The sequence below is a fragment of the Dickeya oryzae genome (genome assembly GCF_009372235.1).
Taxonomy (GTDB): domain Bacteria; phylum Pseudomonadota; class Gammaproteobacteria; order Enterobacterales; family Enterobacteriaceae; genus Dickeya; species Dickeya oryzae.
On record NZ_ML762924.1, the window covers coordinates 1 to 14851 of the forward strand.

The 14851-nt window shown below is 52.1% G+C and carries 12 protein-coding genes; 5 read left to right on the forward strand and 7 right to left on the reverse strand.

The genetic code is table 11. The annotated features are described in order from the left end of the window. Window positions 1-188 precede the first annotated feature (188 nt). From rbsR to kup, 7 genes are all read right to left on the reverse strand, one after another. Window positions 189-1196, reverse strand: coding sequence for a ribose operon transcriptional repressor RbsR (gene rbsR, locus FAZ14_RS10010; protein ID WP_202960518.1), 1008 nt, complete (start codon window positions 1194-1196; stop codon window positions 189-191). Between the two features lie 3 nt (window positions 1197-1199). Next, a complete protein-coding gene (gene rbsK, locus FAZ14_RS10015) occupies window positions 1200-2126 on the reverse strand; it encodes a ribokinase (protein WP_016941666.1) in 927 nt (308 codons plus the stop codon). A gap of 82 nt (window positions 2127-2208) precedes the next feature. Next, window positions 2209-3099, reverse strand: coding sequence for a ribose ABC transporter substrate-binding protein RbsB (gene rbsB / locus FAZ14_RS10020; protein ID WP_012886735.1), 891 nt, complete (start codon window positions 3097-3099; stop codon window positions 2209-2211). 25 nt (window positions 3100-3124) lie between these two features. Then, window positions 3125-4093 (reverse strand): ribose ABC transporter permease, encoded by a 969-nt coding sequence (gene rbsC, locus FAZ14_RS10025; protein ID WP_038906092.1) that lies wholly within the window; start codon window positions 4091-4093, stop codon window positions 3125-3127. Window positions 4094-4100: 7 nt separating this feature from the next. Then, window positions 4101-5606 carry a ribose ABC transporter ATP-binding protein RbsA gene (gene rbsA, locus FAZ14_RS10030; RefSeq protein WP_020477035.1) on the reverse strand — a complete coding sequence of 502 codons (1506 nt, stop codon included), beginning with the start codon at window positions 5604-5606 and terminating at the stop codon, window positions 4101-4103. Between the two features lie 7 nt (window positions 5607-5613). Then, entirely contained in the window at window positions 5614-6033 is a 420-nt protein-coding gene (gene rbsD, locus FAZ14_RS10035) for a D-ribose pyranase (protein ID WP_016941663.1), read from the reverse strand. 314 nt (window positions 6034-6347) lie between these two features. Further along, a complete protein-coding gene (gene kup / locus FAZ14_RS10040) occupies window positions 6348-8216 on the reverse strand; it encodes a low affinity potassium transporter Kup (protein WP_016941662.1) in 1869 nt (622 codons plus the stop codon). A gap of 258 nt (window positions 8217-8474) precedes the next feature. On the opposite strand from kup, the gene ravA reads away from it, so the two are divergent. The 5 genes from ravA to mnmG all read left to right on the forward strand — a co-directional run bounded on the left by ravA (window position 8475) and on the right by mnmG (window position 14841). Beyond that, the gene (gene ravA, locus FAZ14_RS10045; RefSeq protein ID WP_016941661.1) at window positions 8475-9971 is read left to right on the forward strand and encodes an ATPase RavA; all 1497 of its coding nucleotides are present in this window, start codon (window positions 8475-8477) and stop codon (window positions 9969-9971) included. A gap of 5 nt (window positions 9972-9976) precedes the next feature. Continuing rightward, complete coding sequence (gene viaA / locus FAZ14_RS10050) at window positions 9977-11452, forward strand: ATPase RavA stimulator ViaA (RefSeq protein ID WP_153508477.1); 1476 nt, start codon at window positions 9977-9979, stop codon at window positions 11450-11452. A gap of 120 nt (window positions 11453-11572) precedes the next feature. Then, complete coding sequence (asnC, locus tag FAZ14_RS10055) at window positions 11573-12037, forward strand: transcriptional regulator AsnC (protein ID WP_016941659.1); 465 nt, start codon at window positions 11573-11575, stop codon at window positions 12035-12037. 91 nt (window positions 12038-12128) lie between these two features. Further along, on the forward strand, window positions 12129-12572 hold the full coding sequence (gene mioC, locus FAZ14_RS10060) for an FMN-binding protein MioC (RefSeq protein ID WP_153508478.1): 444 nt from the start codon (window positions 12129-12131) through the stop codon (window positions 12570-12572). Window positions 12573-12951: 379 nt separating this feature from the next. Next, on the forward strand, window positions 12952-14841 hold the full coding sequence (gene mnmG, locus FAZ14_RS10065) for a tRNA uridine-5-carboxymethylaminomethyl(34) synthesis enzyme MnmG (RefSeq protein ID WP_016941657.1): 1890 nt from the start codon (window positions 12952-12954) through the stop codon (window positions 14839-14841). Window positions 14842-14851: the final 10 nt, after the last annotated feature.

The following is a 14851-nucleotide window of genomic DNA, read 5'->3' on the forward strand; positions in this document are numbered from 1 at the left end:
CTGACACCGCGCTGCGTTGCCGCTGTTGCCGTGTCAGTGGAGGCGCATTATAGGGAGTTATTCCGGCCTGACAAGCGATAAATACAAAATAATTATCAACTGGATGGTTTTCAGGCAAAGCGAGTGGGAATTGGCCAATATGCCGCTTTTCTGCGGCATAAACGCCAGAAAGAAAGGATAAAGGTCAATCAGGCGTGGATTTTGCCAACGGAACTACGAACGATTAACTCGGGTGTCAGTACCAATACATTATGTTCTGCATCCGGGTGCTCCAACCGGTGGAGAAGCGTATCAATGGCAAGTTCACCAAGCTCACCTTTAGGCTGATGTATCGTCGTCAAGGGCGGTGATAGATAACGAGCCAGTTCAATATCGTCGTAACCCACCACGGCCATATCGTCAGGAATGGATAGCCCTGCCTCATATAAGGCACGATAAACGCCTACCGCCATCGCATCATTACTGGTAAAGACTGCATCAGGGCGCTCCGGTAGCGCCAGTAACTGCTGCATGGCGCGAAAACCAGCTTCAAACTCAAAGTCCCCGATCACCTCGTAACCAGCAGGAATCGACAAGCCCGATTGGTGCATCGCTTTACGATAACCTTCCAGACGATTGTGGGCGGTGGTTTTATCTTGCGGACCTGCAATACAGGCAATTTTGCGATAGCCCTGAGAAATCAGGTAGTGAGTCGCCATTTCGCCGCCTTGCAGCGAATTATCTTTGATGATATCGCTGCTGCCTTCAAACGGTGCCCAGTCCATCATCACCACAGGAATAGAAGGATAGCGACGAATAATATCCGGGGAAGGCAGATGGCTCTCAGTACACATCAGTAACAGCCCATCCACCCGCTTTTGCAGCAACGTCTCCAGACTGCGGCTCAGACGGTGGTGATCACCTTCGGTGTTGCAAAGAATCAGGCTGTAGCCTCGTTCGTAACAACAACGTTCCACACCGCGCACGACTTCAGCATAAAACGGGTTACTACTTGCCGTCAGCAACATACCAATGGTACGGGTCTGGTTGATTTTGAGACTACGCGCCAGCGCAGACGGCGCGTAGTTCAGTTGTTCCACCGCTTTCATTACCCGCTCGCGAATGGCATCGCTGACATAGCGGTTATCGTTGATGACATGAGAAACCGTTGATGTGGATACCCCAGCCAGACGGGCCACGTCTTTCATTGTCGCCAAGGATTACTCCTGTGCATTCAGGAAGGCATCAATCTCTTCACGCCAGGGAACAGAAGGCTGAGCGCCATGGCGAGTCACCGCGATAGCCGCCGCCGCATGAGCAAACTTAACCGCCGCGTCCATAGGGCGTGACTCCAGCAAAGCCGTCACTAACGCGCCATTGAAGGTATCACCCGCTGCAATGGTATCAACCGCTTTGACCCGGAAACCGGGAATACGCTGACCCTGTCCTTGTTCGCTTAACCAGACACCACGGCTGCCAAGGGTAATCAATACTGTTGAGATGCCTTTATCATGCAGTACCTGTGCGGCACGTTGTGCATCTTCTTCGGTTTCTACGCTCACCCCGGTCAGGATCTGCGCTTCCGTCTCATTCGGCGTGATCATATCCACCAATGACAATAACTCGTCAGGCAGAGAACAAGCTGGAGCCGGATTGAGGATAACTTTAGTGTCACTGTCATGCGCCAGGCGAGCAGCTGCTATCACAGTTTCCAGCGGCGACTCCAGTTGCATCAACAGCGCGGAAGCATCAGTAATTTTCTGCTGATAGCGATGCAGGTAATCTGGCGTTACGGCTGCATTAGCCCCCGCATGAATACCGATCATGTTTTCAGCTTCACCGTTAACGAAAATCAATGCCACCCCGGTAGTCTGGCCGGGAATCGCTTCAACGGCGGAAACATCAATTCGGTCCTTGATGAGTTGTTGGCGAATGCGTTCGCCGATATCGTCAGCGCCGACACAAGCGATAAATTCGATATCTGCGCCACTACGCCCGGCAGCCACCGCCTGGTTCGCGCCTTTACCACCAAATGCCACACCATATTGTTTACCGATCACCGTTTCACCTGGGCGGGGAAACTGAGCCAGATTCAAAATATGGTCCGCATTGATACTTCCCAAGACTACCAGCTTGCCTGATTTCATTAACATGAACCCCGATGTTGATTACGCGCCACCCACCAGGGGTGGCGCCGTACTGCACGTGCGGTATTACGTTTTGATGATGTTATTGCTTAGTAACCAGTTTCAGGTCGACAGGGATGATCGCCTGTACTTTTTCGCCTTTCAGCACCTTGTCAGCCGTTTCCACACCGATGACACCGATCTGATCAGGACGCTGAGCCACGGTAGCCGCCATCTTGCCGCTTTCTACTGCTTTCAAGCCATCAGCGGTACCATCGAAACCAACGACCATCACATTGTCACGACCGGCGGTCTGCAGAGCGCGCAGGGCACCCAGCGCCATTTCGTCATTCTGAGCGAAGACAGCCTGAACATCCGGGTGAGCGGTCAGCAGGTTTTGCATCACATTCAGACCTTTGGTGCGGTCAAAATCCGCAGGCTGGCTTGCCAACATGTTAAATTTGTTCTTCTCGGCAGACTTCATGAAGCCAGCGCCACGTTCACGAGCAGCAGACGTACCCGCCAGACCTTCCAGCTGAATAACTTTGGCGCCTTCACCCAGTTTTTTAGCGATGAAATCACCGGCAACTTTACCGCCGAAGGCGTTATCGGAAGCTACGTGGCTAACGACTTCACCGCTGGCAGCGACACGGTCCAGCGTGATAACCGGAATTTTGGCCTGATTAGCCAGTTTCACCGCATTACCCACCGCGTTGGAGTCCGTCGGGTTGATCAGCAACAGCTTGGTGCCGCGAACAGTCAAATCCTGCACGTTGGAAAGTTCTTTGGCTGGGTTGTTCTGGGAATCAAGCACGACCAGGTTGTAGCCCAGTTTGTCCGCTTCTTTTTGGGCGCCATCTTTCAACGACACAAAGAACGGGTTATTCAGCGTGGAAACAACAAGAGCAATGGTATCCTTTGCCAGCGCATTGGCACTGACCGTTGCACTCAGCGCGACAGCGGAAACCAGAGTAGCAATCTTCTTCAAGTTCATATTTCAATTCCTGTGTGAATGAAAGTTATTTACTGCCTTTGTTATCTACCAAAACCGCCAGCAGAATAACCACCGCCTTGACGATCATCTGGTAGTAAGAAGAAACCCCTAACAGGTTAAGCCCGTTATTCAGGAACCCCAGAATCAAGGCACCGATTAACGTTCCCACCACGCGTCCTTTACCACCTGACAAACTTGTACCACCCAGCACTACCGCTGCAATGGCATCCAGTTCATACCCCGTCCCTGCCGTTGGTTGTGCTGAAGACAGACGGGCAACTTCAATAATGCCTGCCAATGCCGACAACAAACCGCACAACGAATAAACAACGATTTTGACTCTATCAACGCTGATCCCGGAAAGACGGGTTGCCGCTTCATTACCGCCCAACGCATAGATATAGCGACCAATGCGGGTATGGTGCAGCATGTACCAGGTTGTCAGGAATACCACCGCCATAATCCAGATTGGCGTAGGTACTCCCAGAGGACGTCCGATGCCGAACCACCCCAACGCATCCGCCGCATCAGAAAAACCGGTATTGACAGGACTGCCGTTGGTGTAGACCATCGTGACGCCACGTAGCAGCAACATCATCACTAGCGTAGCAATAAAGGCCTGAACCCGCCCCTTGGCAATGATAATCCCCGTTCCCGCACCGATGACCGCACCCAGTGCCAGCGCCGCAAATACCGCCACCAACGCATTGATCTCAAGCCCGACGATAGACGCGGCAACCGCCCCTGTCAGCGCCAGCAACGACCCTACCGACAAATCGATACCGGAGGTGAGGATAACCAGTGTCATTCCCACCGCCATAATGGCGTTTACCGAGGTTTGCTGCAGGATGTTGAACAGGTTGTTCAGGGTAAAAAAGTTAGGACTCATTGAAGACACCACAGCGATAAGAATCAGCAGGGCGATCAATGATTTTTGCTCCATCAGCCACTCTTTGCTGAGCCAGCGCTTTGCTGTGATAGTTTGAGAACTCATATCTGATTTACTCCTGCTTTACGCCGTATTGCTTACCAACGGCCGCAGCCATCAGCGCTTCCTGTGTAGCCTGTTCAATCGGGAACTCACCGCTCAGGTGCCCTTCGTGCATGACAATAATGCGATCGCTCATCCCGAGCACTTCGGGCATTTCCGACGATACCAGAATGATGCTTAACCCTTCTTGCTTGAACTGGTTGATTAACTGATAGATTTCTTTTTTTGCCCCCACATCGACGCCACGGGTCGGCTCATCCAGAATCAGCACTTTGGGACGGGTCATCAACCCACGGGCGATCGCCACTTTCTGCTGATTACCACCGGACAATAACCCGATCGGCTGGGACATGGACGGAGTGCGAATATTGAACATGCGGATGAAATCGCCCACCGCCTGCTGCTCATCGCCATGCCGCAGCGAACCCGCTGCGTTACTGAAATAACGCAGTGCCGTCAGGGACATGTTTTCTTTTACCGACATGCCGAGCACCAGCCCGTCTCGCTTACGGTCTTCGGAAATATACACAATGCCGCTGGCCAGGCCGTCTTGTGGACTGCGCGCCACGATGTTCTCCCCGTCTAAGGAGACGCTGCCGTGGGTACGTGGCAACGCGCCATACAACACTTTCATCAGTTCGGTGCGACCGGCCCCCATTAGCCCGGCCACCCCGAGAATCTCGCCTTTGCGCAGGGTGAAGCTCACGTTATTCACCCCCGGCCCGGACAATTCGCTGACTTGTAAACGCACGTCACCGGGCGCCTGATTCAAACGGGGGTACTGATCTTCCAGCTTACGTCCCACCATCATTTCAATCAGCGAATCTTCCTGTAATTCACTCACTGCACGCTCGCCGATAAACTGGCCATCACGGAACACGGTCACATCGTCGCAGATTTCGAAAATCTCTTTGAGTCGATGGGAGATATAGACAATGCCGCAGCCCTGGGCCTGCAATTCCCGGATAACACTAAACAGCGAGGCGGTTTCGGTATCCGTCAGCGCATCGGTAGGTTCATCCATAATGATGACCCGAGACTCAAAGCTCAGCACTTTGGCGATTTCAACCATCTGTTGATCGCCAATCGACAACTCCCCCACCAGGCGGCGACTGTCATAACGCAGGTTCAAACGCTTGAGCAGCTTATCCGCCTCATCATACATACGCTTCCAGTCAATACGCCCCAGGCGGTTGGTAAATTCACGGCCGAGGAAAATATTTTCCGCAATGGTTAACTGGGGAATCAGGTTCAGTTCCTGATGGATAATGCCGATCCCTGCTTCCTGGGAGGCTTTGGGACCACTGAAATCCACATCCTTGCCTAAAAACTGGATACTACCGGCATCCCGACGATAAATGCCCGTCAGCACTTTCATCATGGTGGACTTGCCGGCACCGTTTTCTCCCACCAGCGCCATGACTTTGCCCGGATAAACATTCAATGCCGCGCCGGACAGCGCCTTAACGCCGGGGAACGTTTTGGTGATGCCTTGCAATTGCAGTAAAGGTTGCATCGCTACCTCAGAAGGTGACGCCAGCACAAAGGATCACATTCGCATAAGGAGAACATTCCCCTGTACGAATAATGGCCCGGCTCTGACCACTTTGTTTTTTAAACTCTTCGTGGCTGACGTAATGCAGTGAAATGGTATTTCCCTGGTGTTGTTCAAGTTGTGCTAACTGTTTTAATAACGCTTCATGGAGCGTGGTGTTTTTCTCAATGATTTCCTGAGCCAATATCGCCGCTTCCACCTGCATTTCCGCCGTCACCACGTCCAGCACCTGCAAGAAGCCAGGAACGTTATGGGTTAAAGCCAGGTCGATGCGGGCCGTCGTCGCTGGAATCGGTAAACCGGCGTCAGCAATGACAATCTGATCGGTATGTCCCAGTTGGGAAATCACCGACGAAATATCGGAATGAAGTAACACACCTTTTTTCATGTTATTTATCCTGAGAGCGAAACGTTTCGCTTATGGAGCAAGTGTAGAAAAAGAACCGGAGAAGGCAACGATTATCTTATGAAAATGTGATCGTTATCGAAACGTTTCGTTGGCGTAATAAAAGGAAGATTTTAAGTTATTAAAACCAATAAAAAAGACGCGGCAGGGCAATGCCTGACAAAGCCAGAGGGTTTTAGAGGAGATGGAATGCCACATCCGCGACAGGATAACAGTAGGCGGGAAGAAGAGGCCCAATACCACAGCGGGTGAGATCCTGTCAGACCTCACCCGCTTATTCATCTACTCGTCCGGTATCAGATTTCTACCTGAATACCCAATTCAATCAACCGGTTCGGTGGAATTTCGAATTGATCCGCCGCGCGCAGCGCATTGCGGCTCAGCATCATGAACAACTTACCGCGAACAAGCAGATACCAGGGACGCGTACCCATCATCAGCGATTCATTCGACAAGAAGAACGTAGTTTCCATCATCTGGCAGGTCAATCCATCCTGCCAGCAGCGATGGAATACCTCTTCTACATTCGGCGTTTCACGCCACCCATAGCTGGCGACCACACGCCAGAAGGTGGGGGAAAGTTGCTCCACCGAAACACGCCGGGCATTGTGCACATAAGGCGCGTCTTCCGTTCTCATGGTCAGCAGCACCACGCGCTCGTGCAATACCTTGTTGTGTTTAAGATTGTGCAGCAAAGCAAACGGAATAACATGGGTAGCACGCGACAGATAGACAGCTGTTCCTGTTACACGCACTGGCGGGTTCTTCTCCAGCGACGCGATCATCGCATCCAGCGAATTACCATGCTCATGGATACGACGTAATAGCCGGAAACGCTCGCTTTTCCAGGTCGTCATGATGATAAACATCACCATACCCAGCGCCAGCGGCAACCAACCACCAGAAATAATCTTCACCACGTTGGCCAGGAACATCGGCAAGTCGATAGCCAGCAAAGCCACCAGCAGCAACCAGACCAGATAGCGATACCAGTGCCAGTTTTTCAGCGCCACCGTACAGGACAGGATGCTGGTCAGTACCATCGTGCCGGTCACCGCAATACCGTAAGCGGCTGCCAGATTACTGGAATGCTCAAAGCTGATAATAACGATTACCACCGCCACATACAGCAACCAATTGATAAACGGGATATAAATCTGTCCGGATTCCATATCTGACGTATGCACGATGCGCATCGGTGGCAGATACCCCAGACGAACCGCCTGACGGGTCAGCGAGAACACCCCGGAAATGACCGCCTGAGAAGCGATGATGGTAGCGAGCGTAGCCAGCACCAACAACGGAATCAGCGCCCAATCCGGTGCCAGCAGGAAGAACGGGTTTTTGATAGCCTCTGGATTTTTCAGCAACAGCGCGCCCTGGCCAAAGTAGTTGAGCACCAGCGACGGTAAAACCGCTGAAAACCAGGCGATACGAATCGGCAGTTTGCCAAAGTGGCCCATATCGGCATACAGCGCCTCAACCCCAGTGATCGCCAGTACTACCGCCCCCAGCGCAAAGAAGGACACCGATTTATATTGAATGAAAAAGTTAATTGCCCATTGGGGATTGAGTGCCTGCAATACCTCTGGATTGGCAATAATGCTGCGAGCCCCCAACACACCGAGCGACAAAAACCACAGCATCATGATCGGCGCAAACAGGCTACCAACCCGACCTGTACCGTGCTTTTGAATCATAAACAATAGCGTCAGCACCACTATCGAAATAGGCACGATATAGGTATCCAGCGACGGGGCAACGATATCCAGCCCTTCGATCGCCGACATCACGGAAATCGCCGGGGTAATCACCACCTCACCATAGAAGAAGCTACCGCCGATCAACCCCATGATCACCACGACGGCGGTCATCTTGTCGGACGTATTGCGTCCGGCCAGCGACATCAGCGTCAGGATCCCCCCTTCACCGGCGTTATCCGCCCGCATGACATAGCTGAGATACTTAAGGGAGACCACTAGCACCAGCAGCCAGAATATCAGTGAGAGAAAGCCAAAGACGGAATCAGGTTCAACCCCGAAACCAAACTGCCCGGAAAGACACTCCCTGAGCGTATAGAGCGGGCTGGTGCCGATGTCGCCATACACTACACCGATGGCAGCCAGCGTGACCGCTGGAAGTGAACGTTTATGTTCTGAATTCATAAACCTTGTCTTCTGTTATCAATTCATTAACAAATCGGGCCTTATTCTGGTTGGAGTAGCCCGAAAACGCACAGTATGCACAAATCACGTTAAAAGCCCATTTTTTAATACTACCTTGGTTCTGTTCAGGGCAGGCACCTTTATTGATTAACACCAGCAATGGTGACAATAATTAATGTATAGCTAATGAAGAAAACGTAGTCTTTCTGACGTTCATTACACGCTCTTGACGGCATTTACCGCAATGACGGATCTATTATGATGCAACCCACAGCGCTGGCCGACCGTATCTCTCGCCTGAGTCATGCTCTCGAACACGGTCTTTACGAACGGCAACACGCCATCCGACTTTGCCTGCTGGCAGCGCTCAGCGGCGAGAGCGTCTTCCTGTTGGGGCCGCCAGGGATTGCCAAGAGCCTGATTGCACGTCGCCTGAAATACGCATTCAGACACGCGCGCGCCTTTGAATACCTGATGACGCGTTTTTCAACGCCAGAAGAGGTCTTCGGCCCACTCTCCATTCAGGCACTGAAAGACGAAGGGCGCTATCAGCGCCTGACAACCGGTTACCTGCCAGAAGCGGAAATTGTCTTTCTGGATGAAATCTGGAAAGCCGGTCCTGCAATCCTGAATACCCTGCTGACCGCCATCAACGAGCGGCGCTTTCGCAACGGCAATAGCGAAGAACCCATCCCGATGCGGCTACTGGTCACGGCCTCCAACGAACTGCCTGAAGCCGACAGCAGCCTGGAAGCCTTGTATGACCGTATGCTGATTCGCCTCTGGCTTGACCGGGTGCAGGATAAACACAATTTTCGCGCCATGCTCACCGCGTCACCCGCAGAGCAGGATAACCTTATCAGCCCGGCACTGAGTGTCAGCGATGAAGAGTACCAACAGTGGCAATCTCATATCGAGCATATACCGTTACCAGAAAATTGCTTCGAACTGATTTATCAGTTGCGCCAGCGTCTGGATACTCAGGAAGGTTCGCCGTATGTTTCCGATCGTCGCTGGAAGAAATCCATACGACTTCTTCAGGCCTGTGCCTTTTTTAGCGGACGGGAAGCGATAACCCCGGTTGATCTGATCCTTCTCAAAGATTGCCTATGGCACGACCTGGATACCCACAACCTGGTGGAGCAGCAATTACAACAATTGATGGGCGAACAGGCCTACCAACAGCGAACATTACTGTTCCGATTGCAGCAATTGAATGTGAAACGCCAGCAATATCAGCAGGAACAAAGTGAACAGCAGGCATTCAAGGTTGAACGCCAGGTCAACTTTTTTGGCCGGAAACCCCATCACTCGTTACCTGAAAGCCTGACCGCCGCCGAAATAACGCTGATGCTACAAAAACCACTGCTGCTGCACGACTATACCGTCACCCATGTGGTTATCGACCGGGAAGCGCTGGCGAGCTGGCTGCAAAAGGGAGGCGAAATACGTGGGAAGCTCAACGGCGTCGGTTTTAGCCAGCATCTCGATATGGAAGTGGATGAGCGCCAGCATCTGATCATTCGCGATATCAGTTTACAAAGCACGGTGTTATCGCTGCCCGGCGTGATGAAAGGCGACCTGCCAGAAGAGATAGTTAAAGAATATGACGCGTTAAAAATCCAGTTACGTGAACAACGTCGATTGTTCGAGCGTCACCAGCCTTGCTTGTTTGTCCCGAAAGAATGGCTTGCCAGGATTGAAGAAAGCCTTCAACAGGTCGATGAACAAATCGCGCAGTCACAACGGGAGTAACGATCATGTTGACGCTGGAATCCCTGGAGATGCTGTTATCCATCGATGAAAACGATCTGCTGGATGACGTGATTGTAGCCCTGATGGCAACGCCTCAGTTGGTGATGTTCTTCGACAAGTATCCGCGTCTGAAAAATGCCATCATGCGTGACTTACCCGAGTGGAAAGAAAACCTCCGGCAACGGCTGCGTAGTACCCAGGCACCTCCCGAACTGGAAAAAGAATTCACCTGTTATCAGCAGACCCAGTTAGTCAGCGGGCAGGCCTTTCAGTCTACTCTGCCAGACATCATGTCCACCTTGCATCATGTGGATTCCCCTTTCCTTAATCAGGCAGAAAAGCTGATCAGTTCCGCTTCCCCCTCCTCAGAACGCCGCATCAGCGCCAGTCAGCACAGCCTGTTTATGCAACGCTGGCGCCTTAGCCTGACGCTGCAAACGATGAATCTGCACCATCAGATCATGGAACAAGAGCGGGATCAGTTACTGGACGAGATCCAAAAACGCCTGACGATAAGCGGGGCACTGGAACCGATTCTGGCTGAAAACGACACGGCCGCAGGCAGGCTATGGGATCTCAGCGCCAGTAAACGCATGAAACAACCCTTCAATGCGTTACTGGAGACCGGGGCATTTTTGCAAAAACAGCCGGAACTGCAGCGTCTGGCAGAGCGTCTGGGCCGTAGCCGGGAGACAAAATCGGTTCTCAGCCATCAGGCACCGAAAGAATCCTTTCAGGTGATGGTGCGTGAACCGGCGTTTGCACCGGAACAAGTCAGCGGCATCCACCAGAGTGATGACATTCTACGGCTACTGCCCACCGAACTATCCACCCTCGGGACCCATGAGCTGGAGTTTGAATTTTACCGCCGTCTGGCCGAACACCGGCTACTGACGTACCGGCTACAAGGGGAGAGCTGGCGGGAAAAAACGCTTGAGCGACCGGTCGTCCATCAGCATAACGAACAACAACCGCGAGGGCCGTTTATCGTTTGTGTGGATACCTCCGGTTCGATGGGCGGATTTAATGAACGTTGCGCTAAAGCCTTCTGTCTGGCGCTGATGCGGATTGCTCTGGCGGAAAACCGCCGCTGTTACATTATGCTGTTTTCAACCGGCATCGTCAGTTATGACCTGACCTCAGAAAACGGGCTGGAAGAAGCAATACGTTTTCTCAGTCAGACCTTCCGGGGCGGTACTGATCTGGCAAGCTGCCTGTCGTCGCTGCTGGAAAAAATGGACACCGCCACCTGGCAGGATGCCGACGCCGTCATCATTTCAGACTTTATTGCCCAGCGTCTGCCAGACGATCTGGTCAACGAAATCAAACGCCGCCAGCATCGGCTGCAGCACCGTTTTCACGCTGTCGCCATGTCAGCGCATGGTAAACCCGGTATTCTGCGCATCTTTGATCATATCTGGCGCTTCGATACCGGGCTGAAAAGCCGCCTGTTACGCCGGTTTCAGCACGAAAAAGTCTGATACCTCATCCTGATATCCCTCTTGTCGCGTATCTTCCCTGAACGGGCAGCCGTTTTGGTCGTTGATTCATTCAGCAATAATCAGTAAAACGCTTCAGATAGCCCTTTACGGAGCAGCATCATGGCAGCAGACACCTACTCGATGGACGAACTTGATCGCGGCATCCTCAACGCCCTGATGGATAACGCCCGCACACCCTATGCCGAACTGGCGAAACAGTTTTCGGTTAGCCCCGGCACTATCCATGTCAGGGTAGAAAAAATGAAACAGGCTGGCATCATCATGGGAACACGGCTGGACGTGAACCCTAAGCAGCTGGGCTACGACGTATGCTGTTTTATTGGCATCATCCTGAAAAGCGCCAAGGACTATCCATCCGCGCTGGAGAAGCTCAACAACCTGGAAGAAGTGGTCGAGGCATATTACACCACCGGGCATTACAGCGTCTTCATTAAGGTCATGTGCCGCTCTATCGACGCCTTGCAACATGTACTTATCAACAAGATTCAGACAATTGATGAAATTCAATCCACTGAAACGCTGATCTCATTGCAGAACCCCATTATGCGTACCATCGTGCCCTGATACTTTTTTACTATCCCCCTATTATCCACAGGTAGATCCCACCAAGATCACAGCGTACAATGTGCCGTCATTCAATCAGGCGGGATCACGCATGTCAGACATTACCCTCATTAGCGGCAGCACACTGGGTAGCGCAGAGTACGTTACCGAGCACCTGGAATCATTGCTGCAACAGGATAATTTCACTACCACGCTACTGCATGGCCCGGAATGGGATGAGGTGACGCCTGAAAATGTGTGGCTGGTGGTCACCTCCACTCACGGCGCTGGCGATCTACCCGATAACCTGCAACCTTTTTATGAAAAGCTGCAGGAAAAACGCCCTGATTTATCCGCTGTCCGTTACGGCGCAATCGGCATCGGTAGCAGCGAGTACGACACCTTCTGTGGTGCGATCGTAAAACTGGATCAGCTATTACAGGATCTCGGCGCGCATCGGATCGGCGATATGTTGAAGATCGACATTACCCAGCATGACATTCCGGAAGATCCGGCTGAGGTCTGGTTGGGATCATGGAAAATTTTACTCAAATAAAATTATTTTTTTCATTAGCCTCTGTGGATAAATGGCTTGAAATGCCGGGTAAAACCCGTAGTTATCCAGATAATAACTGCAGATGCTTTTTTGAGCTGTGTATAATTACCCTTTCAGATCCCAGCTAATACAGACTGGGATCACCGATCATTCACAGCTAATGATCGACAATAACCTATTGATCTTCTTTTTGGATCCCGGCTTATCCACAGCACATGGGGATCCTAATAAGAGATCTAATAAAGAGATCTTTAAATAAAAAAGATCTTTCTTTAACTACCCGACGATCCAACAGACTTGGTCGGCGGCACAAACTTAAGTAGAATCCCCCACCCCAGGGCAAGTAACGATCATTCGCAACCACGCGAGGTGTAGCACCATGTTTTATCCGGATCCTTTTGACGTCATCGTGATCGGTGGCGGTCATGCGGGTACAGAAGCCGCGATGGCTTCTGCCCGAATGGGACGTCAAACCCTTTTACTGACACACAACATTGATACGCTGGGGCAAATGTCCTGTAACCCGGCGATCGGCGGTATTGGGAAAGGGCATCTGGTAAAAGAGATCGATGCGATGGGTGGCCTGATGGCACATGCGATCGATCGTGGTGGCATTCAGTTTAGGATACTAAACTCCAGTAAAGGCCCGGCTGTGCGCGCCACACGCGCTCAGGCTGACCGGGTACTGTATCGTCAGGCTGTGCGTACCGCGCTGGAGAATCAGCCGAACCTAACCCTGTTCCAACAGGCGGTTGAGGATCTGATTGTCGAAAATGATCAGGTCGTTGGTGCGGTAACCCAAATGGGGCTGAAATTCCGCGCTAAAGCGGTGGTGCTAACGGTGGGGACGTTTCTGGACGGCAAGATCCACATCGGGCTGGATAACTACAGCGGCGGGCGAGCAGGCGATCCGCCTTCGATCGCGCTGTCCCACCGTTTACGCGAACTTCCCTTGCGTGTAGGCCGTCTGAAAACCGGTACACCGCCGCGTATTGACGCCCGAACTATCGATTTTAGTGTACTGACCCCACAACATGGTGATGACCCCATGCCGGTGTTTTCCTTCCTGGGGAACGCCAGTGAGCATCCGGCACAGATGCCGTGTTACATCACCCATACCAATGAGCGTACTCATGACGTGATCCGTAACAATCTGGATCGCAGCCCGATGTATGCAGGGGTCATTGAAGGGATCGGTCCACGTTATTGCCCCTCGATTGAAGACAAAGTGATGCGGTTTGCCGATCGCAATGCACACCAGATTTTCCTGGAACCGGAAGGGCTAACCAGTAACGAAATTTACCCGAACGGTATCTCAACCAGTTTGCCGTTCGACGTGCAGTGGCAGATCGTTCGTTCGATGGATGGTATGCAAAATGCACGTATCGTCCGCCCCGGTTATGCCATTGAGTATGACTATTTCGACCCGCGTGATTTAAAACCCACGCTGGAAAGTAAGTTTATCCACAATCTGTTTTTTGCAGGTCAGATCAACGGTACTACCGGCTATGAAGAGGCGGCGGCCCAAGGGATGCTGGCAGGGCTAAACGCGGCTCGTCTGGCGTTTGATCAGGAAGGTTGGACGCCGCGCCGTGATCAAGCTTACATCGGCGTACTGGTGGATGATCTGTGCACGTTGGGAACGAAAGAGCCTTACCGCATGTTTACCTCTCGCGCTGAATACCGCCTGATGCTGCGTGAGGATAATGCTGACCTGCGTTTGACGGCCATTGGCCGCGAATTGGGGATGGTCGATGATGAACGTTGGGCGCGTTTTAATGAGAAACTGGAAAATATCGAAAAAGAACGCCAGCGTCTGCGCGATATTCTGGTTCACCCGAACACGGAAGGCGTAGAGCAGATCAACCGCCTGTTAAAATCACCCTTATCGCGTGAAGCCAACGGTGAAGATCTGCTACGACGCCCTGAAATGGATTATGCCCAACTGACAGCGCTGCCGATGTTTGCCCCTGCTTTGCCTGATGTTCAGGCGACTGAGCAGGTGGAAATTCAGGTCAAATACGAAGGGTACATTGCTCGTCAGCAGGATGAGATCGAAAAGCAACTGCGTAACGAGAACACATTGCTGCCTGCGGATCTGGACTATCGTCAGGTCAGTGGCTTGTCGAACGAAGTGATCGCTAAACTCAACGATCACAAACCGGGGTCGATTGGCCAGGCATCGCGTATTTCAGGCATCACTCCTGCCGCTATCTCAATTCTGCTGGTCTGGCTGAAAAAACAAGGTATGCTGCGCCGCAGCGCCTGACAAAGACCGC

Bases quoted from the DNA above. Each gene is read 5' to 3' on its own strand.
- rbsK (WP_016941666.1), bottom strand. From the start codon at position 2,126: ATGAAATCAGGCAAGCTGGTAGTCTTGGGAAGTATCAATGCGGACCAT.
- rbsB (WP_012886735.1), bottom strand. From the start codon at position 3,099: ATGAACTTGAAGAAGATTGCTACTCTGGTTTCCGCTGTCGCGCTGAGT.
- rbsC (WP_038906092.1), bottom strand. From the start codon at position 4,093: ATGAGTTCTCAAACTATCACAGCAAAGCGCTGGCTCAGCAAAGAGTGG.
- rbsA (WP_020477035.1), bottom strand. From the start codon at position 5,606: ATGCAACCTTTACTGCAATTGCAAGGCATCACCAAAACGTTCCCCGGC.
- rbsD (WP_016941663.1), bottom strand. From the start codon at position 6,033: ATGAAAAAAGGTGTGTTACTTCATTCCGATATTTCGTCGGTGATTTCC.
- kup (WP_016941662.1), bottom strand. From the start codon at position 8,216: ATGAATTCAGAACATAAACGTTCACTTCCAGCGGTCACGCTGGCTGCC.
- ravA (WP_016941661.1), top strand. From the start codon at position 8,475: ATGATGCAACCCACAGCGCTGGCCGACCGTATCTCTCGCCTGAGTCAT.
- viaA (WP_153508477.1), top strand. From the start codon at position 9,977: ATGTTGACGCTGGAATCCCTGGAGATGCTGTTATCCATCGATGAAAAC.
- asnC (WP_016941659.1), top strand. From the start codon at position 11,573: ATGGCAGCAGACACCTACTCGATGGACGAACTTGATCGCGGCATCCTC.
- mioC (WP_153508478.1), top strand. From the start codon at position 12,129: ATGTCAGACATTACCCTCATTAGCGGCAGCACACTGGGTAGCGCAGAG.
- mnmG (WP_016941657.1), top strand. From the start codon at position 12,952: ATGTTTTATCCGGATCCTTTTGACGTCATCGTGATCGGTGGCGGTCAT.